The 22,750-nt window shown below is 39.5% G+C and carries 32 protein-coding genes and 1 rRNA gene; 5 read left to right on the forward strand and 28 right to left on the reverse strand.

The features are described from left to right. From BHF68_RS03550 to BHF68_RS03560, 3 genes are all read right to left on the reverse strand, one after another. Positions 1–176: ribosomal RNA gene (locus tag BHF68_RS03550) — 16S ribosomal RNA — on the reverse strand; the annotation flags it as partial. Positions 177–606: 430 nt separating this feature from the next. After that, a complete protein-coding gene (locus BHF68_RS03555) occupies positions 607–1,026 on the reverse strand; it encodes an OsmC family protein (protein ID WP_069642292.1) in 420 nt (139 codons plus the stop codon). Between the two features lie 46 nt (positions 1,027–1,072). Further along, positions 1,073–1,681, reverse strand: a complete 609-nt coding sequence (locus tag BHF68_RS03560) for a stage II sporulation protein M (protein WP_069642293.1) — start codon at positions 1,679–1,681, stop codon at positions 1,073–1,075. 163 nt (positions 1,682–1,844) lie between these two features. Between BHF68_RS03560 and pdaB the strand changes: the two genes are divergently transcribed. Next, on the forward strand, positions 1,845–2,600 hold the full coding sequence (gene pdaB, locus BHF68_RS03565) for a polysaccharide deacetylase family sporulation protein PdaB (protein WP_069642294.1): 756 nt from the start codon (positions 1,845–1,847) through the stop codon (positions 2,598–2,600). Between the two features lie 4 nt (positions 2,601–2,604). Here pdaB and BHF68_RS03570 read toward each other — a convergent pair whose 3' ends face one another. Then, positions 2,605–2,967 carry a DUF1694 domain-containing protein gene (locus BHF68_RS03570; protein WP_069642295.1) on the reverse strand — a complete coding sequence of 121 codons (363 nt, stop codon included), beginning with the start codon at positions 2,965–2,967 and terminating at the stop codon, positions 2,605–2,607. Positions 2,968–3,178: 211 nt separating this feature from the next. Here BHF68_RS03570 and gerD point away from each other — a divergent pair, with 211 nt between their 5' ends. Then, entirely contained in the window at positions 3,179–3,883 is a 705-nt protein-coding gene (gene gerD / locus BHF68_RS03575) for a spore germination lipoprotein GerD (protein ID WP_069642296.1), read from the forward strand. Positions 3,884–3,969: 86 nt separating this feature from the next. Here the strand turns inward: gerD and BHF68_RS03580 are convergent, their stop codons facing one another. Together BHF68_RS03580 and cwlD are read right to left on the reverse strand one after the other, a co-directional pair. After that, a complete protein-coding gene (locus tag BHF68_RS03580; RefSeq protein WP_069642297.1) occupies positions 3,970–4,404 on the reverse strand; it encodes a DUF2889 domain-containing protein in 435 nt (144 codons plus the stop codon). An 86-nt stretch (positions 4,405–4,490) separates the two neighbouring features. Beyond that, entirely contained in the window at positions 4,491–5,210 is a 720-nt protein-coding gene (cwlD, locus tag BHF68_RS03585) for an N-acetylmuramoyl-L-alanine amidase CwlD (protein ID WP_069642298.1), read from the reverse strand. A 132-nt stretch (positions 5,211–5,342) separates the two neighbouring features. On the opposite strand from cwlD, the gene BHF68_RS03590 reads away from it, so the two are divergent. From BHF68_RS03590 to BHF68_RS03600, 3 genes are all read left to right on the forward strand, one after another. Next, complete coding sequence (locus tag BHF68_RS03590; RefSeq protein WP_069642299.1) at positions 5,343–6,935, forward strand: ATP-binding protein; 1,593 nt, start codon at positions 5,343–5,345, stop codon at positions 6,933–6,935. Between the two features lie 35 nt (positions 6,936–6,970). Further along, entirely contained in the window at positions 6,971–7,672 is a 702-nt protein-coding gene (locus BHF68_RS03595) for a response regulator (RefSeq protein WP_245669627.1), read from the forward strand. Positions 7,673–7,754: 82 nt separating this feature from the next. Further along, complete coding sequence (locus BHF68_RS03600; RefSeq protein WP_245669628.1) at positions 7,755–8,819, forward strand: DctP family TRAP transporter solute-binding subunit; 1,065 nt, start codon at positions 7,755–7,757, stop codon at positions 8,817–8,819. A gap of 117 nt (positions 8,820–8,936) precedes the next feature. Here BHF68_RS03600 and BHF68_RS03605 read toward each other — a convergent pair whose 3' ends face one another. The 22 genes from BHF68_RS03605 to rplR form a co-directional block, all read right to left on the reverse strand. Beyond that, the gene (locus BHF68_RS03605) at positions 8,937–9,968 is read right to left on the reverse strand and encodes an ammonia-forming cytochrome c nitrite reductase subunit c552 (RefSeq protein ID WP_069642300.1); all 1,032 of its coding nucleotides are present in this window, start codon (positions 9,966–9,968) and stop codon (positions 8,937–8,939) included. Between the two features lie 239 nt (positions 9,969–10,207). After that, positions 10,208–10,600, reverse strand: coding sequence for a 30S ribosomal protein S9 (rpsI, locus tag BHF68_RS03610; RefSeq protein ID WP_069642301.1), 393 nt, complete (start codon positions 10,598–10,600; stop codon positions 10,208–10,210). 15 nt (positions 10,601–10,615) lie between these two features. Continuing rightward, complete coding sequence (gene rplM / locus BHF68_RS03615) at positions 10,616–11,053, reverse strand: 50S ribosomal protein L13 (protein WP_069642302.1); 438 nt, start codon at positions 11,051–11,053, stop codon at positions 10,616–10,618. A 228-nt stretch (positions 11,054–11,281) separates the two neighbouring features. Then, the gene (gene truA / locus BHF68_RS03620) at positions 11,282–12,016 is read right to left on the reverse strand and encodes a tRNA pseudouridine(38-40) synthase TruA (protein ID WP_069642303.1); all 735 of its coding nucleotides are present in this window, start codon (positions 12,014–12,016) and stop codon (positions 11,282–11,284) included. 26 nt (positions 12,017–12,042) lie between these two features. After that, positions 12,043–12,837 carry an energy-coupling factor transporter transmembrane component T family protein gene (locus BHF68_RS03625; RefSeq protein ID WP_069642304.1) on the reverse strand — a complete coding sequence of 265 codons (795 nt, stop codon included), beginning with the start codon at positions 12,835–12,837 and terminating at the stop codon, positions 12,043–12,045. Next, positions 12,831–13,766 carry an ATP-binding cassette domain-containing protein gene (locus BHF68_RS03630; protein ID WP_069642305.1) on the reverse strand — a complete coding sequence of 312 codons (936 nt, stop codon included), beginning with the start codon at positions 13,764–13,766 and terminating at the stop codon, positions 12,831–12,833. Before BHF68_RS03630 ends, BHF68_RS03625 begins: the two co-directional genes overlap by 7 nt. Beyond that, positions 13,742–14,599, reverse strand: coding sequence for an energy-coupling factor transporter ATPase (locus BHF68_RS03635; RefSeq protein ID WP_069642306.1), 858 nt, complete (start codon positions 14,597–14,599; stop codon positions 13,742–13,744). Before BHF68_RS03635 ends, BHF68_RS03630 begins: the two co-directional genes overlap by 25 nt. A gap of 187 nt (positions 14,600–14,786) precedes the next feature. Further along, on the reverse strand, positions 14,787–15,161 hold the full coding sequence (rplQ, locus tag BHF68_RS03640; RefSeq protein WP_069642307.1) for a 50S ribosomal protein L17: 375 nt from the start codon (positions 15,159–15,161) through the stop codon (positions 14,787–14,789). Positions 15,162–15,196: 35 nt separating this feature from the next. Further along, a complete protein-coding gene (locus BHF68_RS03645; protein ID WP_069642308.1) occupies positions 15,197–16,141 on the reverse strand; it encodes a DNA-directed RNA polymerase subunit alpha in 945 nt (314 codons plus the stop codon). Positions 16,142–16,204: 63 nt separating this feature from the next. Continuing rightward, entirely contained in the window at positions 16,205–16,831 is a 627-nt protein-coding gene (gene rpsD / locus BHF68_RS03650) for a 30S ribosomal protein S4 (protein WP_069642309.1), read from the reverse strand. A gap of 81 nt (positions 16,832–16,912) precedes the next feature. Continuing rightward, complete coding sequence (rpsK, locus tag BHF68_RS03655; RefSeq protein ID WP_069642310.1) at positions 16,913–17,311, reverse strand: 30S ribosomal protein S11; 399 nt, start codon at positions 17,309–17,311, stop codon at positions 16,913–16,915. A gap of 19 nt (positions 17,312–17,330) precedes the next feature. Further along, on the reverse strand, positions 17,331–17,696 hold the full coding sequence (gene rpsM / locus BHF68_RS03660) for a 30S ribosomal protein S13 (protein WP_069642311.1): 366 nt from the start codon (positions 17,694–17,696) through the stop codon (positions 17,331–17,333). 53 nt (positions 17,697–17,749) lie between these two features. Continuing rightward, entirely contained in the window at positions 17,750–17,863 is a 114-nt protein-coding gene (gene rpmJ, locus BHF68_RS03665; protein WP_069642312.1) for a 50S ribosomal protein L36, read from the reverse strand. Positions 17,864–17,891: 28 nt separating this feature from the next. Then, positions 17,892–18,110 (reverse strand): translation initiation factor IF-1, encoded by a 219-nt coding sequence (gene infA, locus BHF68_RS03670; protein ID WP_003322635.1) that lies wholly within the window; start codon positions 18,108–18,110, stop codon positions 17,892–17,894. 5 nt (positions 18,111–18,115) lie between these two features. Continuing rightward, positions 18,116–18,445, reverse strand: coding sequence for a KOW domain-containing RNA-binding protein (locus BHF68_RS03675; protein ID WP_069642313.1), 330 nt, complete (start codon positions 18,443–18,445; stop codon positions 18,116–18,118). A gap of 8 nt (positions 18,446–18,453) precedes the next feature. Then, positions 18,454–19,200, reverse strand: coding sequence for a type I methionyl aminopeptidase (gene map / locus BHF68_RS03680; protein WP_069642314.1), 747 nt, complete (start codon positions 19,198–19,200; stop codon positions 18,454–18,456). Continuing rightward, positions 19,197–19,850, reverse strand: coding sequence for an adenylate kinase (locus tag BHF68_RS03685; RefSeq protein WP_069642315.1), 654 nt, complete (start codon positions 19,848–19,850; stop codon positions 19,197–19,199). The genes map and BHF68_RS03685 overlap by 4 nt, the downstream gene beginning before the upstream one ends. Positions 19,851–19,887: 37 nt before the next feature. Next, the gene (gene secY, locus BHF68_RS03690) at positions 19,888–21,180 is read right to left on the reverse strand and encodes a preprotein translocase subunit SecY (RefSeq protein WP_069642316.1); all 1,293 of its coding nucleotides are present in this window, start codon (positions 21,178–21,180) and stop codon (positions 19,888–19,890) included. After that, positions 21,181–21,621 carry a 50S ribosomal protein L15 gene (gene rplO, locus BHF68_RS03695; protein WP_069642317.1) on the reverse strand — a complete coding sequence of 147 codons (441 nt, stop codon included), beginning with the start codon at positions 21,619–21,621 and terminating at the stop codon, positions 21,181–21,183. 26 nt (positions 21,622–21,647) lie between these two features. Then, positions 21,648–21,836: a 50S ribosomal protein L30 gene (gene rpmD / locus BHF68_RS03700; RefSeq protein WP_069642318.1), complete on the reverse strand. Its 189-nt coding sequence runs from the start codon at positions 21,834–21,836 to the stop codon at positions 21,648–21,650. Positions 21,837–21,847: 11 nt separating this feature from the next. Beyond that, a complete protein-coding gene (gene rpsE, locus BHF68_RS03705; RefSeq protein WP_069642319.1) occupies positions 21,848–22,345 on the reverse strand; it encodes a 30S ribosomal protein S5 in 498 nt (165 codons plus the stop codon). A gap of 33 nt (positions 22,346–22,378) precedes the next feature. Further along, on the reverse strand, positions 22,379–22,741 hold the full coding sequence (gene rplR / locus BHF68_RS03710; protein WP_069642320.1) for a 50S ribosomal protein L18: 363 nt from the start codon (positions 22,739–22,741) through the stop codon (positions 22,379–22,381). Positions 22,742–22,750: the final 9 nt, after the last annotated feature.

Here is a 22,750-nt window from a genome sequence, read left to right on the forward strand (position 1 = left end):
GTATTAGCTTCGGTTTCCCGAAGTTATCCCAGTCTTACAGGCAGGTTGCCCACGTGTTACTCACCCGTCCGCCGCTAACTTTGATAAGAGCAAGCTCTCATCTCTGTCCGCTCGACTTGCATGTATTAGGCACGCCGCCAGCGTTCGTCCTGAGCCAGGATCAAACTCTCCAATAAATGTTTGTTTATATCCTTAACGACTTATCGGCTAAGATAAAGTCGATTTTAAGCTCAAAAGTCACTGACTTTTTTTGTTGGATTCTTTCGAATCCGAATTGACGTTGTTTTGATTGCATTATACAGTTTTCAAGGAACTTTAGTGCTACGATTTACTCGATCGTAGCTCGTCAGCCGTTTTTATCGGCGACTTTTATATCATATCACAGGTTGTCACTCAATGTCAAGCTGTTATTTGTTTCCATTTTGTGTGGTGGCCGACGATATGACTTATTCTTTTATAATGACTAAAACGCCGCTTGTTTCAGCGGCAAAATATATCTTACCACATTCGCAACGGCGCTTCAATAATCGTTTTGAAACAAATTTATCGATTTAAAATCATTAAATCGGCTTGTCTCTTTAAAGCTCGAATTTTGTCGATTTTTTGTTATTTAATGATTTCTCCATTAATAGTATAATCGTACCTTATATCTGCATTAAGCGACTTAGAAACCGAGCAATACTTGTCCATGCTTAAGTCAATTGCGCGTTTTAGCTTTTTAGGATCTAGGCTCTCCCCTTCGAAGTTATAAACTATCGTTATATCAGTAAATCTTCTAGGATGCTCTTCTGCTCTAGTTCCCATTACTTTTATTTCAAATTTAGCAATATCCATACGCATTTTCTTGATAGTCTGTACAATATCTATACCCGTACAACCTGCCACTGCTTGAAGTATTAGCTCCATAGGAGATGGACCTTGCCCATCTCCGCCCGCATATACTCCTGCATCCATAAGTGTTGTATGGCCATTTGCGCTCGTACCTAAGAATTGCATGTTTTCTTTCCACACTACGTTAACTTCCATCTTATCAGCCCCAATATTAAATTATAGTTTAGAAAATATTATATAGTTAGATTCCGACGTCACCGATAAATAAATGAATTAAAAGTGGTGTAACAAATCCTTCTACAAATGCAGCAACTAGTAGAAGTACAAACAATAGCACTGCCAACTTACCCACTTCGCCCCATACATGCTTATAGCTTTCCCATCTAGTTAGATTCGGCAGTGGCTTAAGCCATACAAAACCCAGCTTGATTCCCATACCCCCTGCAATTAATATTGCTGGTATTTCTAATATTCCGTGTGGCAACAGACCTACGATTGATAGTAAAATTGGCGAGACACCAGCTTCTCCTACTAAACTAAGGACAACTCCAATTAACACTCCATTTATGGCTAAACCCATTATTGGTACGATACCAAATAGGCTACCTATTGCAATGAACATAATCGCCGCACGAAGGTTGTTCCAGAATATCACCCAGGAAGCGTATAGAGGGCTACCTTTTTCCGCGATTTGCTGCCCTAGGTCTTGTATTTTGCCCAACTCCTGCTCAATATGCGCAAACATCTGCTCTGCAAATATCACACCAACAGCCGTTCCTAAAAAAAACAAAATCCCCGCTAGGATTATATATGACTTATTTTCTTTAATTACCGCTAGTGAATTACCCATCTATTCCTCCTGTAATAAACTAATTTGATTTTATTGCTATTGTAACTTTATTCATCATAACAAAGGAAAATGTATATGACTAGTTATTAGACCTAGATAAATTGCATAAAAATTAAGTATGTCTATTATATTAGTTCTACCATATATGTAGGGAGGGATAGCTATGCGCTTTGTATGGGTTTTGAATGGGAAGGTGATTCTTAAATACATTTCCTTTGTAATGTTATTTTTATTTGCTGTAGGAGTCCTTTATGTCGAACGAAATTATATCTCTGTATTGTCTACTGAAAATCCAGCAGCAATTTATAAGGTGAATACAGACAAGAAGGTTGTTGCACTTACCTTCGATATCAGTTGGGGACGTCAAGCACCCGAACCAATTATAGACATCCTCGAAGAGAAGAATGTCCGTAATGTAACGTTTTTTATTTCTGGGCCATGGGCTCGGGATAATCCCGATATCGTTCGGCGTATCGACAAGCTAGGAATGGAGATTGGAAGTCATGGGTGGAAGCATGTAAACTATAGTGAACATAAGGATGAATTTGTAATTGAGCAAATCCTTACAGCCCACGAAACTTTGCTCGAAATCACAGGAAAAGAGCCTAACTTAATTAGAACTCCAAATGGAGACTTTAATAAGCGAACATTAAAGGTTGCAGCAGAACTAGGATACTCTGTAATTCAGTGGGATACCGATTCTAAGGATTGGATGCGCCCAGGACCAGATAAGATTGTTGATAATGTACTCTCAAAAGCATTCCCAGGAGATATTATCCTATTACACGCAAGCGACTCAGCACTACAAACCATAGATGCCCTTCCTAGAATTATTGATGGACTTCGTGAAATGGGGTATGAAATTGTATCCGTAACCCAGCTTATCGAAAACGCTAACATCAAAAAAAAGATAGAGTAATCTTCTATCCCTTAACAATTACTAAACCTGTATCGCCAGTAAATTGCTCATCTGCAACCACCTTGAAGGCGTGGCCAAATTTACTGGCGATTTTCATGTACTTAAAATTAGCGTTACTTTTGTTGTCTGCACTTATTATTATATTAAGTTTGTTCGATCTCCTTAACAGCGCCTCTACCTGTAGATATGTGTCTTGCGAATTTAAGCTTTGCTTGCTATAATATGCAATCACATCCTCTGCTTCGTATCCTAACATTTTTCGCCTCTCTGGGTTTAATTGCAGGTTATCTGCTGCCATTATTCTTTGGATAATATCTTTTTCCGAGCTATAGTTTGGTTTCTTTTCTCCCCGCTGTTGTTCATCCATTGTTCATTAACCCCTTCAGTACAATATTCATTGACTTAAATAATACAAAAATAGTCTAACTATACATTTACATATAAATCATAGATATATTCTTAGTTAATTGAATAAGCACTATGCATCACCCAAATAATTATCTACTAACTTTACCAGTATAATTGTTATTTCTGAACTTCATACTAATTATAGGATTATTTTCAGGAGGACAAAACACATGAATCATTACAAAGCATACGACAACTATATACGACTTTACATACGTCTGGGGATTTTGTTAGCTATATGCGCTCTTACTTTTCTAGCTTTAGCTGCTTGTGCTCCCGCTCAGCGGCCTGAAGGCGGAAATGTTGATTATCAAGAGATTAAGGAAATGATTGTTGATGCCATAAGTTCAAAAGAAGGTCGCGAAGCGATAATGGAATTAATGCGTGACCCAGAGGTGAAGAAAGAAATCATCGTAGAGGATACAGACGTTAAACGTGCCGTTGCCGAGTCTTTACTTGACCCGAAAAACCGCAAAATTCTAGAGGATGCTATGAAGGATCCAAAGTTTGCTGCCGAATTCGCTAAGACCGTCGAGGAAGAGCATAAAGATATTTTAACTTCCTTATTACTAGATCCTGATTATCGAGAAATGTTAATCGAAGTATTTGGAGAGCCTGATTTTGAAGACATATTATTAGATACCTTAAAGGGTTCAGAGATGCGAGTTCACATGCAGGAAATAGCTAAACAAGCCTTTCTGACTCCAGCTATGAGGTTAGAGTTATTAGAACTATTAAGAATCATTCAACAAGAGGAACTGGAAATGGATATTCAAGCTGACGAGGAAGAAAACGGCGAAGAGGATGAGGAAGACGACGATGAAGCTGAGCAAGAAGATGAAGAGGGAGTCTTACCATCAGCTTTAATACTATAGTACGTGTTTATTTAATTATATTAATTCTAAATGTGCTAAATTAAATATGACCTGCAAAATATGTAGTGCTTTGCAGGTCATTAGCTTTATGTTCTCTCTGCAAACAATACACAGTTATCCTTTAAATCTTGTTTAATTGCCTTTTTCCGCTCTTGATGTTCCAGATTTTGATATTTGAGTGTATATTGTGATTGGATTGCCGCTTTAGCTGATTCAACCACCATGTCCGTTAGATGGGTACAGCCGTGTTCATCTCCAATACGCTCCATAACACTCCTCGTAAGTCCAGTGCCAATCTCTAAACCAATTATTTTTTTAATATTTTCTTGGGCTGGGGCACACTCACCATCAGGCATCCGAAGCATCTGTGCCTCTATATCTTCTATTACAAGCCCAGGGTACGATATATACACATGCATAATCATCTCGTGCTTTGTATCATTTAAGGACGTAATCACTTTAAGTGTTTTTGCGTCAATTAACTCAACCATACTTGATTTGTGCCGCGAAAAAACAAACAATATAATAGCCTCCTACCATCAATGTCATTATATTGTTCAATTATATCGTGTTATTTTAGCAATTGTAAAGCTGGTACGCTGAGTAGTTAATCTATATTGTACCTCTTTTCAGCCATATATTCGGCTATCCCTAAGTATATAGCATGGGCTAACTTATTCTGATACTCTTCTGTTTGTAGCAACTTCGTTTCTTCAGGATTAGATAAAAATCCTGTTTCCACAATAACTGCAGGTGCATTCACTTCTTTCAATAAAAACACTCGCTTGTCAGGTAATGGTGTCCTATCCGTGTTACCCGTTATTACTATAAGCTGCTCTTGTATTTTTGTAGCTAGGAGCTTTCCTTCTTCACTTCCATAGGTATAAAAGCATTGTGATCCAGACCAACGACTGGATGCTATAGAGTTTAGATGGATACTGACTAGTATCTCGGCATTCGATTCATTAATCAGCTTAGCCCTATTTCTTAAGTCTTCAACCTTCCTCCGACTATATCCCCTAGTATCTTCACTCGCTAAATCATAGTCACCTTCCCTAGTCATAATTACGCTAGCCCCAGCTTGTTGTAAATAGTCACGCACCTTTATGGCAATCGGCAAGGTAATGTCTTTTTCAATCACACCATCCTCCGAAACTGCCCCTCCGTCCACTCCTCCATGTCCCGCATCGATTGCAATGATTGCCCCTGTTAATGGTAAGCCTATCGTCTCTTGAGTCTCTCTAAAATCTGGTAGCATCATATAAACAAATATAAATACTAGCGAATACAAGAGGACACCCTTTGCTTTTTTCCGTAATCTATCCATTACATCAACTCCATTTTCTTAAGCTTCCATATCCAAATAGTTTCTAAGAGGTTATAATAGGATTGTACTGTCGCATTTTTCTTACATTTTATGTGGCAATTACGATCAGTATGCTAGAAAGAACGTGAAAACATGGAATATTATAATAAGCCAATTACATTACGCACGAAGATAACAATATTGGTATTCGGTTTGGTATTTGTATCAAGCTTGCTTGGCGCGCTGTTGTTAGTTGAAAATGTACAGCGATCCGTAGAAGTGGAGCTTGGTGAACGCGTCATGGCAATAGCTAAGACCGTTGCACAAATGGATGAGCTAAAAGAAAATATCTCGGATCCCGAAGGATGGAAAAAAATACAACCAATTGCAGAGCGTGTCCGCCTTGCTACAAATATCGAATACATTGTAGTGCTTAACATGGATAGAATTCGCTATTCCAGTCCCTTAGAGGATCGGATTGGGACAAGATTTTCTGGTGGGGATGAAGGTCCAGCTTTTGCAGAACATGAATATATTTCACCTGCAAAAGGTGTGTTAGGTCCTTCCGTTAGAGCTTTCGTGCCAATTATGGATGAATCACAGCAGCTAGGGGTTGTGGTTGCGGGTGTATTAACCCCTACCTATACTTCATTAATCCAGAAATATCGGATAGATATTTATTTATCCCTAATAGGAGCCCTTGTGCTTGGATTCATTGGTTCTTGGCTACTAGCGAGCAACGTCAAACGCCAGCTATTTAATATGGAGCCCATTGAAATTGCGCGCCAGCTCAAAGAACGTAGCGCTGTTTTCCATACTATTAAAGAAGGTATAATCGCCGTTGATAGGGATGGTAAAGTATCTTTAGCAAACGAACAGGCAAAAAACATCTTTAATTTTTCGACTAATATTATCGGCGAGTGCTTTCAGCATCTACTTCCAGATAGTCCAGTATATAACGTTATGGACACAGGCTCCATTGAACTGAACAAAAATATGCTTATAAACAACAAGGTCTATATAACATCTTTTATGCCTATTAAGGTGAATGAACAAATCTTAGGTGCTGTAATTACGCTTCAGGAGCAATCAGAGGCCTACCTTATAGCTGAAGAACTAACGGGAGTAAAGAAATTCATTGAAGCGTTAAGGGTGCAAAACCATGAACATATGAACAAACTGCATACAATCGCCGGGTTACTACAGCTCCAACAATACGATAAAGCCCTTGATTATGTTTTCACTATTACAGAAGAGCACCAAGCATTAACAGGTTTCTTAACTAAAAACTTCACAGATTATAGCATTTCTGGACTTCTGCTTGGCAAATATAGCAGAGGCAAAGAGCTTGGTATCGAGATTATGATTGACCCTAAAAGCACGCTTAAAAGTCTGCCTGAGGGTATTGGTGCTAGCACGTTTGTAATCATTATTGGCAACTTACTTGAGAACGCCATGGATGCTGTAACGTGTAATCCAATAGGCCAACGGAGTATTTATATTCATATATATGAAACTAAAGAAGATATCAATATAGTTGTTAGAGATAACGGCTCAGGTATTAAGGACTCAATAAAATCTCGTATTTTCGAGCAGGGTTTTACAACTAAGACCACAAGCAATCATGGCATAGGTCTAGCATTAGTAAAAGAATATATTGAAGCAGCTAATGGAACAATCCATTTCGAAACTGAGATATCTGAAGGCTCAACTTTTTTTGTTGTCATACCTAAACATAGATTTTAAATTTATAAATTATTGAAAAGAAGGGATTGACTCAATTGAAACATAGGTTACTAATTGTAGAAGATGATCCGATGGTAATGGAGATACACAAACAATTTATACAAAAGTCCAATAATTTTGAGATTATTGCTACAGCAGGTAGTGGTACAGAAGCAGTAGAGCTTGCAAGCGCTACTCAGCCTGATGTAATGCTGTTAGATATATATTTGCCTGATATGGATGGTCTCTCTGTACTCAAAAAATTGCGTGCCCTAAATGTTCCCACTGATATCATTTTAATTACCGCCGCAAGGGACGCAGCATCTATTCAAGAAGCTTTTCGTTATGGAGCTGTAGATTATATAATTAAACCTTTTAAATACGATCGACTAAAAAAAGCCCTAGATACTTATTCCAAGATGATTGATTCATTAGGAGCTAACGACCAGTTCTCACAGGAGCAAATAGACTTATTAAGTACAGTCTACCCTCCTAAGGAAACAGCCGCTTCTTCAAGCTTTGATGACATAACAGATTTGCCAAAAGGGTTGAACAAGCTAACTCTACGACAAATTGTTGTCTATTTACTAAAACAAACGGATGCTAAGTCCGCTGAAGAAGTAGCTGAAGGAATAGGTTTGGCTCGAGTTACTGCAAGAAGGTACTTAGAGTTTTTAGAAAACATTGATAAGGTAAAGCTGGAAGTTCAGTACGGCAGTGTTGGCCGCCCAGTAAATCGCTACCGACCAATACAGTAAATACAATGAATACAATATATCAATGAATACAATGATGATAATAATATATCAATGCATACAATGATTTTAGGAAGTGACTTATATGTATAAAAAACATCGTGCAGGTATTTTGTTCGCAATAGCTTGTATATTCTTATTAGCAAGCTGCTCATTGCTCGATGCACCAGAAATTCCCGGGCTTATTTCAACGCCTATTGCTATTGATTTCGAGCAGGTTAGTCCTGAGGATAAAATCATTATTAAGTTTTCTCACGTGGTTGCAGAGAACACTCCTAAAGGTTTAGCTGCTCAGAAATTTAAACGTCTAGCAGAGGAGAGGACTAATGGGCGGGTAGAGGTTCAGGTGTTTGCAAATGCACAATTGTACGATGACGATGCTGCGGTTTCTGCCTTACAACAAAATCATGTACAATTGATTGCTCCAGCTACTTCGAAAATGACTGCATTATTTCCTGAATGGCAGGTATTTGATTTGCCTTTTGCCTTTGCAGATGAAGAAAGCGTACGTATTGCTATGGAAGGCGAGCTCGGAGAGCTGATGTTTTCATTACTAGAGTCAGAGTATATGTATGGGCTGGCAATGTGGGATAATGGCTTTAAACAACTTACCAACCGCTCTAGAGTTATTAGACAACCAACCGACGTTTCTGGTCTGAGATTTCGTGTTATGGATAGCCGTATTCTCGAAAAACAATACGCACAATTAGGTGCAATACCGTATATTTCCCGTTTTTCTGATGTATACAGCTTGTTAGAGCAACAGTTAGTTGACGGTCAAGAAAACACTTTGTCTAACATTTATACTAAGCGCTTTTATGAAGTGCAAAATTATATGACCATTAGCAATCATGGATACTTAGGTTATGCCGTTATAACTAATGCAGAGTTCTGGAGCTCATTACCTGACGACATTAGAGATGTATTAGACCAAGCAATAGCAGAGACTACACTGTGGATTCGACAAAATGCTAGAACAATAAATGACGAACAATTAGAAAACTTAATTCGTACACAGCGCTTACGAGTCCATTACCTAACTGAATCTGAATTAATTCAATGGCATAACGCCTTACAGCCTATTTACGATTTGCTTGAGCAGGAAATCGGCAAAGAATATATTGAAGCATTACAAACATCAAGAAAATAACTATTATACAAAAAGTAGATATAATAAAATAAAAAAGTGCTCCCTTTATAGTTAGACAGTTAAAAATACGATAACTGTTATCATAAAGGGATCACTTTTTTTATTATAAAGGATTATTTATTGTAATTCATCACCAGTAAGTGCTCTATAAGATTCTTGTAGCAAAGATCTTGTATATGCAGGATTATGCACTCCCCAACTTCCTTCTGTTCGAATTAAGTACACATTGTATGCTGCTATAAACGCTTCCAATGATACTTGGTCTGGAGTTAATGTTTCAGTGCGTGCCTCATCAGCATAAAATATTAATTGCCCACCACCTGAGGAAATATATACAGATCCAGTTTCTTCAAAAATAGCTTCTTCTAGCTGAGACACCCATTCTTGCACCTGATCTTGGAAACCATTTAAATTCCAGTCAGTAATACCAGAGTGGCATCCACCACACGTTTGTCCAGCATACTGTTCGTCCATTTGGAAAGTATGATCACGATATCCATCAGCAGTTTGTGGCATATGGCATGTTAAGCATGTGTTCTCAAGTTCACCATGGGCTGGCGTATGTCCATATTCCACGTCAGGATATTCAACTCCACCCATACCAGTCGTTAATGCAGCTGGACCATAGTGTGGATAGGAGAATCTTGTCGCTCCTCCTCCCTCATACTCTTCATAAATCGCTCTTGTATCACGGCGTCCATGGTGACATGTAATACACAGCGCACCAGTTCCTGCTTGAATTTCTTCATCAGCAAACGGTACACTCACTAGACCCGTATCCATTAACTCTTGACCTGTACCTGAGTGGCAAGATTGACAATCGATTCCTACGAAATGCATGCCTTCTTCATCAAATTGCTCTGGATCAGTAAATTCACCCGTAGAAAACGCGTATCCGTCATGACAAGCTACCGCACACGCCTCTCTGGCAGCGACACTCGGAACAGCAAACATTTTACCAGATTGCTTCCACTCTTCACTAATTCGATTAGTCATTGCTAAGCCAGCTATTCCATCTGCAGGCTGTTGTGCATTATTATCCCCTGGAGCTGGTTCTTGTGGAGCTGGCTCGTCAGCAGGAGCACATGCTACCAATACAAATGAAAGAATAATTAACACTCCAATTAACTTATACATACTGTTTCTCATTTCTAATCACCTTTCTTCTTTTGTGTATTTTTTATAATAGAAATAACTAATATATAGAGTTTCCAATTTATCATTAAATTACTTATAAAAAGGCAATTTTTTTACATCATCATTGAAAGTGAATAAAAATCAGCATAACAAAGTCCAAATAACGTTGCCTAGTAGGCAACAAAAAAACCCCCAACCACTGAGGGTTGAGAGTCTTGCACTTGATAGTATGCAGTAAATACCTTTCGATATTAACGCTTTGAGAATTGTGGTGCACGACGAGCTTTTTTAAGACCGTATTTCTTACGCTCAGTCATACGAGGGTCACGCGTTAAGAATCCTGCACGCTTTAATGGCGAACGGAATTCTGTATCTGCTTGTAAAAGAGCTCTTGCAATACCATGACGGATTGCACCCGCTTGACCTGAGAATCCACCACCATGAACGTTTACTAACACGTTATAGCTTCCTAAAGTCTCAGTAAGGACTAACGGTTGTTTTACAATCAGTTTTAAAGTTTCTAAGTCGAAGTACTCGTTGATATCACGCTTGTTAATGATAATTTGTCCATCACCAGGCACTAAGCGTACACGAGCAACAGAGTTTTTACGTCTTCCAGTTCCATAATATTGTACTGTAGCCAAGAGAGCTAGCCTCCTTTACGATTTAAGTTCCCAATTTTTTGGTTGTTGTGCTTGATGCTCATGCTCTGGTCCAGCATAAACACGTAATTTCTTGATTTGTGCATCGCCAAGCTTTGTGTGTGGCACCATGCCTTTAATTGCTTTGAATACCATTTCCTCTGGCTTGTTCTTAATCATGTCAGATGCTTTTGTAACTTTTAAGCCACCTGTGTAACCTGAGTGACGGTAGTATTTTTTCTGCTCTAATTTCTTACCTGTTAATACCACTTTACTGCAGTTGATAACTATTACGAAGTCTCCAGTATCTACATGAGGGGTAAATTCAGGCTTATGTTTTCCTCTTAATAAAGTAGCAGCTTCAGTTGCAAGACGACCTAGTGTCTTACCTTCCGCATCAATTACATACCAATCGCGTTGAACTTCGTTGGTCTTTGCCATATAGGTAGTACGCATCGGAAAGATTCCCTCCTAACGAAAATGTTTATCTAATCCAGATTGTATCTGGTGTTTGGTGTTTTTTTCATAAGACATATTGCAACATTGTGACGTGGCATTGTCCAAAAATCCGGGGCTCTGGAATTTAGAATACCGTTGAATATTATACATCTGTAGTAACTGTGTGTCAAGTCTTTGCAACGCTTCCTAGCGTTTTTTTTTTGATAATTTTACAATGTTCTACAGTTAGTATTTCACATTCCATAGAGTTAGCCCGTGTGCTGGCGCCGTGATGGGGCATCTTGTGCGATCCTTGGCTGATAGCATATCCTTTAGATCATCAGGTGCTAAGCGTCCCTTGCCAACTTCTATTAGCGCTCCTGCTATTATACGCACCATATTGTACAGAAAGCCGTTACCTGTTACAAAGATTTTAATAAGACCCTTAGTGCTTCGAATATCTATTGTGTAAATTGTGCGTACTTTATCTTCAACGTCTGACTTATGGGAGCAAAAAGATGTGAAATCATGGGTGCCTACTAAATACTCTGCTGCCTCACGCATGCGTCTAGTGTTTAATTTTTTTTCGACATGGTTACTAAAGCGTTTATTAAAAATATTTGCTGTTTGGTGGTTATCAATCATATAACAGTAGGTCTTTTCTTTGACGTTATAGCGGGCGTGAAAATCGCTTGCTACAGTCTCAACCAGATGTGCTACGATATCATTAGGTAGTTTTGAATTGATAACCTTCACCATTTTTTCGAGGGGGACTGTGGTTTGTACGTCAAAGTGCGCCACCTGATGAATCGCATGGACTCCACGGTCTGTCCTTCCAGATGCCGTTGTGCGAACTTCTGTGTTGAATACTGCCGTCAATGCTTTATCTAATTCTGCTTGTACTGTACGTCCGTTTGGTTGTATTTGATATCCATAGAAATCAGTTCCTTCATAGCTGAAAATGAGCCTAATGCGTTGCACTTTTATCCCCCTTCTAATCTGATAGTCTAAAACCTGCCCCATAAGACAATAGTTATTACGATAAATAGAATAATTGCTACAATGGTGTCCCGCCAGCTGTATTTAAGTTTCTTAAATTTTGTTCTGCCGATACTTCCTCGATAACACCTTGCTTCCATTGCTGTTGCCAGTTCGTCTGCCCGCTTAAAGCTCATGATTAAGAGCGGCACAACCAAGGGAATTATATGCTTCATTTTCTCTGACAGCTTGCCCCTAACTATTGATCCACCCCTGGCCATTTGCGCTTTAATAAGCTTGTCTGTTTCACGGACAATAGTCGGTATAAAGCGAATAGAAATTGTCAGCATTAAGGCAATCTCGTGAACTGGGATTAGTTTTTTAAAGGGACTAAGGATTGTTTCAATGCCTTCTGTCATGGAAATCGGCGGAGTCGTGATTGTAAGAATCGTAGAAAAATATATTAGTGTAAATAACCGAAAGCTTATTAATGCACCCTGATAAAGGCCTTCTGTATAAATGCTTAGAAAACCAATATTCCATAATAATTGTCCGTCTTTATTGATAAATATATGTAATAGGAAGGTCAAGTAAACAAACCATAGAATCGGTCGCATTCCCCTATATAAATGGCTCGCTTTAATGTTTGCTAGCCCATAAATAGTTACTACTAAAGCTGCCAAAATAAATAATTGATATAACTCACGAATACTAAACACAACAAAAACGAGAGCGAACATCCCTAGCAGCTTTGTTCGAGGGTCTAATCTATGAATAAAGGAGTCCACAGCTATATATTGCCCAATTAGTACTTGGTTTAACATATGATCCCCCTTAAATATGCTGCAAAGCTATCCTCTGTTTTCAGTTCTTCTTCTAGCTCGATAAGAGACTTTTGAATAATCCCTTTGGCTTGAAGGGACAGTGCTAGCTTTACCAATGATGGCGGTTCGACTTCAATTGAGCGTTCCTGCCATCTATCGAGTAGTTGGCTACTAGTGCCTGCAAAATTGACTTTTTTGTCTGCAAATACAAGATAGTAGTCAGTATACTTCCAAAGCTCGTCAATATGATGAGATACACAGAGCGTTGTCCATCGGAGCTCTTTATGAAGATTATATATCATGTTCGTTAGTCGCACCTTACTGACAGAATCAAGGCCTGCCATCGGCTCGTCAAGAATCATCATTTTCGGTTCCATTGCTAGTATTCCCGCTAGAGCTACCCTACGCATCTGGCCACCACTCAATTGAAAAGGAGCACGTTTAGCAAATTCTGAGTATTCTAATCCCGTTAGCTCCATTGCACTAGCAACTAGTTTGTGTACTTTATCATCTGTGTACTTTAAATTTTTCGGTCCGTAAGCAATGTCTGCCTCGACGGTTTCCTCAAATAATTGGTGCTCTGGATATTGGAATAGGTAACCTATAGAGTTCCAGAGGGCTTCAAGCCTGTTTCGTTCATTTCTTGGTTGTTTGGTTGCTGAGAATACGTACAACTTATTATCTGAGTGATTAGTAGAATTATCTGCAGGATTCTCGTGATTTTCACCTTGATATATGATTTCACCTGTTGATGGTTTTATCAGCCCTTTTATTAGCTGTAATGCCGTCGTTTTGCCAGAGCCTGTTCTGCCTAAGACCGAAACAAAGCTACGACTTGGAATCGTAAAGCTGATATCGTCTATGGCTAGTTCCTCAAACGGTGTACCCTGTTGGTATATATAGCTTAAGTTTTTACATTGTATCTGCATAATTGATTCACCAATTCTTCCATACACATAGGGATATGTTCAGTTTCTATTATTTCTGATTGAAGAGTCGCAAACTTTTGATAAAAACGCATGCTAAAAGGCAGTTGTAGGCCTAAGCTTGGCAGGCCATTGTCGTAGGTAAATATGGTCTTTGGCACGCCTTTCATGACGATTTGACCTTCTGCAAGGACGTACACTTCATCTGCTAAGATAGCTTCTTCAATATCATGGGTAATCTGAATAATCGTTTTCGTAGAATCCTCTAATATTGTCTTAAGGGCTGTTAAGACCTCTTGACGACCATCTGGGTCAAGCATAGACGTAGCTTCGTCAAGGACTATTACGTCAGGCTCCATAGCAAGTACTCCAGCTATGGCCACGCGTTGCTTTTGACCTCCTGATAGTTGGTGCGGCTCTTTATACCGTATTGCTCCGAGCTGTAGTTTATTAACTACTCTTTCTAGCCTTATGGCTATATCTTCTGATTCTAGACCGAGATTTTCCAGACCAAAGACGATATCATCCTCCACGGTAGCCCCGACAATTTGATTTTCTGAATTTTGAAATACCATACCGACGGTATTTCTTATTTTCCATATCTGCTCCTGATCTTGTGTATCCATGCCTTTAACTTTAACCGTACCTTCTACCGGTACCAGTATTGCATTAAAATGCCTTGCTAATGTAGATTTGCCTGAGCCATTAGCACCAAGTACTGCTATATGTTTACCTTGGGGAATTAAAATTGATATAGTTTGTAGTGCTCGTATATGTCCATAGGAATAAGTTATATTATGCCCTTGGATAATCCCATAGCTTCTTTGATCTGTCATATTCTCATCTCTCTCAGCGCAACTTTATTATTATAAACTGTTAATTACATAATAGTGCTATATGTATGTTACTACATGATGATAGCTCATTCAACATTGAAAAGCGGTTGGTATATAAAAAAAGGCTGTTCAGAATCTAATACTGATTCTAAACGCCTTTTTTATCTTTGCACTATATCTTGCTTTATTATTCTTGTTCTTCTACAAGCTCTAAAAAAGCCATAGGAGCCGCATCACCGCGACGAGGTCCTATTTTAAGTATGCGAGTATATCCGCCTTGTCGATTCTCAAAGCGCGGAGCTATATCAGAGAAAAGCTTCTGAATTGCGTCTTGACCTGACTCTGCATCCGCTTCTCTAGGACGCACGAATTGAGCTACTTGACGTCTAGCATGAAGGTCTCCACGCTTTGCTAATGTGATCATCTTCTCAGCAATGGAGCGAACTTCCTTTGCCTTAGCTTCTGTCGTTTCAATTCGTTCATGTATAATTAAGTTAGTAACAAGGTCTCTAAATAATGCTTTACGCTGGGAACTTGTTCTACCTAATTTAGCATAAGCCATTCCTTTCCCCTCCTTTGTACGCAAGTTGCTCGGGGTTATTCTTCTCTACGAAGCCCTAACGTTAATTCCTGTAGTTTTTCTTGTACTTCTTCAAGAGACTTACGACCTAAGTTGCGTACTTTCATCATATCTTCTTCAGTTTTATTGATTAATTCCTGTACCGTATTAATGCCGGCGCGCTTAAGACAATTATAGGAACGCACGGATAGGTCTAGCTCTTCAATTGTCATCTCTAGAACCTTCTCTTTTTTGTCTTCTTCTTTCTCGACCATGATTTCAGCGTCCTTCGCTTCATCAGTTAGCCCAACAAATAGAGATACGTGTTCGTTAAGAATCTTGGCACCGATACTAACTGCTTCATCAGGGCGAATGCTACCATCAGTCCAAACTTCAAGAATCAGCTTGTCATAGTTCGTCATCTGTCCAACCCTGGTGTTATCTACAGTGTAGTTCACACGTTGGATTGGTGAGTATAACGAGTCAACTGGAATTACACCAATTGATTGATCATCGTTCTTGTTTAGTTCTGCTGGTACATACCCTCTGCCGCGGTTAGCGGTAATTTCCATAAAGAAACTATGTCCTTCAGATAGAGTTGCAATGTGTAAATCTGGATTTAAGATTTCTACATCACTATCAACACGGATATCGCTTGCCTTAATTTCTTTACCTTCCGTTACGTCTATTACTAGAGTTTTTTCTTCATCTGAGTGAATTTTAATTGCTAGCTTTTTTAGGTTTAGGATAATCTCAGTTGTGTCTTCCAAAACACCTGGAATCGTAGAAAACTCATGTAATACATTGTTGATTTTGATAGCTGTTACAGCTGCACCAGGCAATGATGACAATAGTATTCTACGAAGTGAGTTCCCTAGGGTTGTGCCATAACCGCGTTCTAATGGTTCGACGACGAATGCGCCGTACTTACCATCTTCACTACTTTCTTTAATCTCTATCTTTGGCTTTTCAATTTCTATCATTCACTCAAACCCTCCCTAATCTTTAACAATTTCGGGCGTCCAGTTAATCGAGGGCTGTTACAATTAGCGTGAATACAACTCAACGATCATTTGCTCTGCAACTGGAATATCGATTTCTTCACGAGATGGTACTCGAACTACGCGACCAGACAAATTGTCAGAATCTACTTCAATCCATTCCTTACTACCCTTAGTTGCTGCAGCTTCTTTAATCTCTTTGAACTTCTCAGAGCCTTTAGATTTCTCTGCAACTTCTATTGTGCTACCAGGTACTACTTGGTATGATGGAATATCAACTTTCTTTCCATTTACTAAGAAATGTCCGTGTCTCACAAGTTGTCTTGCTTCTCTACGAGAACCTGCAAATCCTAAACGATAAATTATGTTATCTAGACGAGTCTCTAAAAGTTGTAATAGGATTTCACCTGTTACTCCCTTACGACGAGTTGCCTCTTTGTAGTATTTGCGGAATTGTCCTTCTAGTACACCGTAGATACGACGAGCTTTCTGCTTCTCACGAAGCTGAAGTCCATACTCGGATACCTTTTTACGTCCTTGCCCATGTTGACCCGGCGCATAAGTACGACGATCAATCGCACATTTATCTGTATAGCATCTATCGCTTTTAAGGAATAATTTTACTCCTTCACGACGACACTGACGACATGATGGACCAGTATATTTTGCCATTCTAGTATTGACACCTCCCAATAGATTTATACACTATTGTTATTTTTTCCTAATTTATATTGTTCAGCTTAATTTTAAAAATTATACACGACGACGCTTAGGTGGGCGACATCCGTTGTGTGGAATTGGAGTAGAGTCTTTAATTAGACTTACTTCAAGTCCTGCTGCTTGTAGTGAGCGAATTGCTGCCTCACGACCAGCTCCTGGTCCTTTAACATACACTTCAACATTTTTCATTCCATGCTCCATAGAAGCCTTCGCTGCTGTATCGGCAGCCATTTGCGCAGCAAATGGAGTGCTTTTACGAGATCCTTTGAACCCTAGTCCTCCAGCGCTTGCCCATGAAATAACATTCCCTTGAAGGTCAGAAATGGTAACGATCGTGTTGTTAAAAGTAGAGCGGATGTGTGCTTGGCCACTTTCTACATTCTTGCGGTCACGACGTTTTGTACGTGTCGTTTTACGCTTTACCTTTGCCATTTACGCTTTCCCTCCTTTATTATTTCTTCTTACCTGCTACTGTTTTACGAGGACCTTTACGTGTTCTTGCGTTTGTCTTACTCTTTTGTCCACGTACTGGTAAGCCTCTACGGTGACGAAGACCACGATAGCAACCAATTTCCATTAAACGCTTAATGTTACGAGAAATCTCACTGCGAAGATCCCCTTCTACTTTCATAGCTGAAATAACTTCACGAAGTCTATTAACTTCATCATCTGTTAAATCACGTACACGTGTATCAGGATTGATATTTGTGTCTGCTAAAATCTTGTTAGATACTGCTCTACCAATACCAAAGATATAAGTTAAAGCTACTTCTACCCTTTTGTCACGTGGTAAGTCTACTCCGGCGATACGAGCCATTCGATTCAACACCTCCTAGTGTTTCACTGTTTCTTGCTTAATACTTTTATTGTCTAGCCTTGTTTTTGTTTATGCTTTGGATTTTCACAAATTACCATAACCGTCCCTTTGCGACGAATAATCTTACACTTCTCACAAATTGGCTTGACAGATGGTCTTACCTTCATGTGTATAGCCTCCTTATTTGTAAGCCCGTTATTTATAGCGGTACGTTATACGCCCACGGGTTAAATCATATGGCGAAAGTTCGACTGTCACTTTATCTCCAGGTAAGATTCGAATGAAATGCATACGAATCTTTCCGGATACGTGAGCTAATACTTTATGACCATTTTCCAGTTCTACTCTAAACATGGCATTTGGTAAAGGTTCAATAACTGTTCCTTCTACCTCGATCACATCTTCCTTGGCCATAAGCATCACACTCCCTTCTCTGGGGCTTCTATTATACTTTCAACGGTAGCTTGTTCTTCTATATACCTATTTAATACGTAGCGAAGCTTTGAATTACTTACTCGACCTGTATCATTGATAGATTCAATGACTTCTTTACATACTTTGTCATCTGCAAGTTCGATGTGACGGATGTTCTTCTTCTTAGGTGAGTCAAATTTACGTTTGTCTCCATCTACTAATTGTACAAAGTTCTTATCAAGCACGTCAATAATCACAGCAAATTGTCCTATTTCTCTTCCTTGGGTAATCTTAACGATTTGCCCGACTTTATAATCCGTGTCTAGGTTTCTCATATTATCACCTATAGCTTCGTTAAAATTTCTGGGCCGTTATCTGTTATGACGACAGTGTGCTCAAAATGGGCACAAAGCTTACCATCAACCGTTACCACGGTCCAATTATCTAACAAGGTTTTCACATGATATGTCCCTATGTTCACCATCGGTTCAATCGCAAGTACCATACCTTTTTTTAGCCTTGGACCTCTGTTAGGGGGGCCAAAATTAGGTATCTGTGGGTCCTCATGCATATTCTTACCAATACCATGACCTACGTATTCACGTACTATCGAGTAGCCATATTGCTCTGCATAGGTCTGTACAGCATGTGAGATATCTGAGAGCCTGTTATTTATAGTTGCTTTACTAATTCCTTCATACAGTGACTTTTCTGTTACTTCGAGTAGCTTTTTTGCTTCGTCACTTATCTGACCAACAGGCAGTGTTACCGCTGCGTCTCCGTGAAATCCGTGGATATAAGCTCCAACGTCGATACTAATAATATCTCCATCTTTTAGAGCTCGCTTACTAGGTATCCCATGAACTAGTTCTTCATTGACAGAAGCGCAGATACTTGCAGGAAAGCCACTATATCCTTTAAAGGAAGGCTCTGCTCCATGCTTTCGTATTGTTGCCTCTGCAATTCGATCAAGTTCAAGTGTTGTGACTCCCGGTTGAACAGCTTTTCGAAGTTCTTCATGTGTGATGGCTACAATTCTACCTGCTTCACGCATTAGTTGTATCTCACTATCCGACTTGCAAATGATCATATTTGCGTACTCCGTAATATATTTGAAATGTCCTTAAAGACGATACTGATATCACGATCACCATCGATATTACGAAGGAGACCACGTTGCTCATAGAACTCAAGTAAAGGTGCAGTTTGTGCAATATTCACTTCAAGTCTTGTGCCAACTGTTGCTTCATTATCATCAGCACGCTGGTAAAGCTCACCTGCACATGCAGCGCACTCGCCTTCTTTTGGCGGTGGGTTGAAAACAACATGATAGGTAGCACCACATTGCTTGCAAATTCTTCTACCAGTAAGTCGTGCAAGTAATTTCTCTTTGGCGACATCGATATGGATGACATGATCGATATCTTTATCTAGTTCTGTAAGAGTTACCTCAAGTGCCTCAGCTTGTGGAACCGTCCTTGGAAATCCATCCAATAGAAAACCGTTCGTACAATCTGGCTTACTGAGTCTTTCTTTTACAATCCCTATTGTTACTTCATCAGGTACTAAGTTACCTGCATCCATGTACTTTTTGGCTTCTACTCCAAGTGGAGTTTGGTCCTTTACTGCTGCACGAAACATATCTCCCGTAGAGATGTGAGGGATGTTAAATTCCTTCACTATATATTCCGCTTGTGTTCCTTTTCCTGCTCCTGGTAAGCCCATCAGTACAATATTCATAATTAATCCCCTCCATCAAGACAGAATGTCTTTTTGGTTATTTTTTAATAAAGCCCTGATAGTGGCGCATTAGGAGTTGGTTCTCAATTTGTTTCATTGTATCAAGGGCTACACCGATAACAATGAGTAGCGCCGTACCACCGAAGTAAATATTCAATCCTGTTAGAGATCCGAATATTACCGGCATTACAGCAACAGCTGCTAAGAAAATAGCTCCCGCTAATGTAATACGGTTCATTACACGCGTGATATACATAGCTGTTGTTTTACCAGGACGGATACCTGGAATAAAACCACTATTCTTCTTCATCTGTTCAGCCATATTTACTGGATTGATTTGTACAAACGTATAGAAGTACGTAAATCCAATAATTAGGATTACAAATAAAAATGTATATAATCCAGCCTGTGGATCAAAGTTTCTTAAGAACCAGTCGGCAATCGGGTTACCTGCTCTAAAGCTAGCAAGTGTTGATGGGAATAACATAAGTGATGATGCAAAGATTACTGGAATTACCCCAGCTGCATTAACTTTGACTGGAATATGAGTTTTCTGTCCACCATACATACGGTTTCCTACAACACGCTTTGCATATTGCACAGGTATCTTACGAATACCTTGTTGGATATAGATAATCCCCATAATAATTACGATAACACCAAGTAAGATGACTAATCCTTGAAGCATGCTGATAAATAGCTCTGCCTGTGTTTTCTCGTAGAACATTTGTGCATAGATGGTCGTAATTCCGCCTGGAATCATTGCAACTATACCGGCAAAGATAATAATTGAAATACCGTTACCTATTCCACTTTCCGTAATCTGTTCACCTAACCACATTAAGAAGGCTGTACCCGCTGTAAGGGTTATAGCTATGACTGCGTAGGTTGTAAAGCTTGGGTCTTGAATAAGACCTGGGAACATTCTATTAAATCCAACGGATAATCCAATTGCTTGAATAAAACCAAGGATGATTGTTCCGTATCTTGTAACCTGCGCTAGCTTTCTTCTTCCACTTTCACCTTCACGTGCCCACTCTGCAAACTTAGGAACAACATCCATTGTTAAAAGCTGTACGATGATCGATGCAGTGATGTATGGAGCGATACTCATTGCGAAAACTGAGAAGTTCTCAAGTGCTCCACCTGAGAATGTGTTTAGCACACCCAGGATGTTGTTAGCTTCTCCTGCTGCTTTTAATGCACTAGCATCAACACCAGGTACAGGGATATGACTACCCACTCTAAATACTAGTAATAGTAATAGTGTGAATATAATCTTACGACGCAGGTCTTCAATCTTCCAGATATTTCTGAATGCTCCTTGCATCTATATCACCTCTGCTGTCCCGCCGGCAGAAGCAATTTTTTCAGCAGCCGACTTTGAGAATGCGTTTGCTTTTACTACTAGTTTCACATCTATATTTCCGTTGCCTAAAAATTTAATTCCGTCTTTCATGTTCTTTACAACACCTTGCTGCTTTAGGAATTCAGGCGTAATCTCTGTTCCTTCAGCAAAGCGATTAAGAACGGATACGTCTAATGCGATAATTTCTTTTCTGTTTGGATTCGTGAATCCACGCTTAGGTAGACGACGTGCTAAAGGTGTTTGACCACCCTCAAATCCAGGTCTTACTCCACCACCAGAACGAGAGTTTTGCCCGTTGTGTCCACGTGATGATGTTTTACCCATGCCTGATGCCATACCGCGTCCTACGCGCTTACGCTTTTGACGTGATCCTGCTGATGGTTGTAATTCATGCAATTTCATGCTCGCACCTCCTTATATGAAGGATATTATCCTTTAATTTCTTTAACTTCTACTAGATGGGATACTTTTTTAATCATCCCACGGATTGCTGCATTATCTTCTTGTTCTACAGTTTGGTGTAATTTGCGAAGCCCTAGCGTTTTCACGGTAACCTTTTGATCTTCTGGTCTACCAATTGTACTACGCTTCAGGGTGATTTGCAGTTTGTTAGCCATTCTGCTGCCTCCTATCCTAATAACTCCTCAACGGATTTTCCGCGTAGTCTTGCAACGTCTTCTGCTTTTTTCAGGCGTGATAAACCTTCAACTGTCGCATGAACGATATTAAGAGCATTACTAGAACCTAGGGACTTCGTTAAGATATCCTTGATTCCTGCAAGCTCAATAACAGCACGAACAGGTCCACCAGCAATAACTCCTGTACCTTCTGATGCTGGTTTCATGAATACAGTTCCTGCACCAAATTCTCCAGTAATTTGATGTGGAATTGTAGTTCCAACAGTATTCACTCTGATTAGATTTTTCTTAGCATCTTCAATCGCTTTACGAATAGATTCAGGTACTTCCTTGGCTTTTCCTAATCCTACGCCTACAACACCGTTCCCGTCTCCAACTACTACAAGAGCGCTGAAACTGAAACGACGACCACCTTTAACTACTTTCGCTACACGGTTTATTTTAACTACCTTTTCTTGTAGATCTAATTTATTCGGGTCAATACGCAAAGATTTTCCCTCCTTACTGTTTTATAGTTAGAATTAAAATTCTAGGCCTGCTTCTCTAGCTGCATCTGCTAAAGCTTTAACGCGGCCGTGATATAAGAAACCTCCACGGTCAAATACTACTTTAGTAATTCCTTTGTCAATCGCTCTTTTTGCTACTAACTCACCAACTTTTTGAGCTGCTTCAACGTTTCCACCGTTTGCTACATCTGATAATTCCTTATCTACTGTAGAAGCGGATACGATTGTTGCGCCATCAGCATCATTGATTAATTGTGCATAAATGTGCTTTCCTGAACGGAATACGTTCAAGCGCGGACGAAGAGCTGTGCCTTGAAGCGTCTTACGGATACGTAATTGTCTTTTTTGGCGAGATGTTTTGGCTGCTTGTTTTGCCATAGCGATTCA

Origin of the sequence: Desulfuribacillus alkaliarsenatis, assembly GCF_001730225.1 — a bacterium.
GTDB classification, from domain to species: domain Bacteria; phylum Bacillota; class Bacilli; order Desulfuribacillales; family Desulfuribacillaceae; genus Desulfuribacillus; species Desulfuribacillus alkaliarsenatis.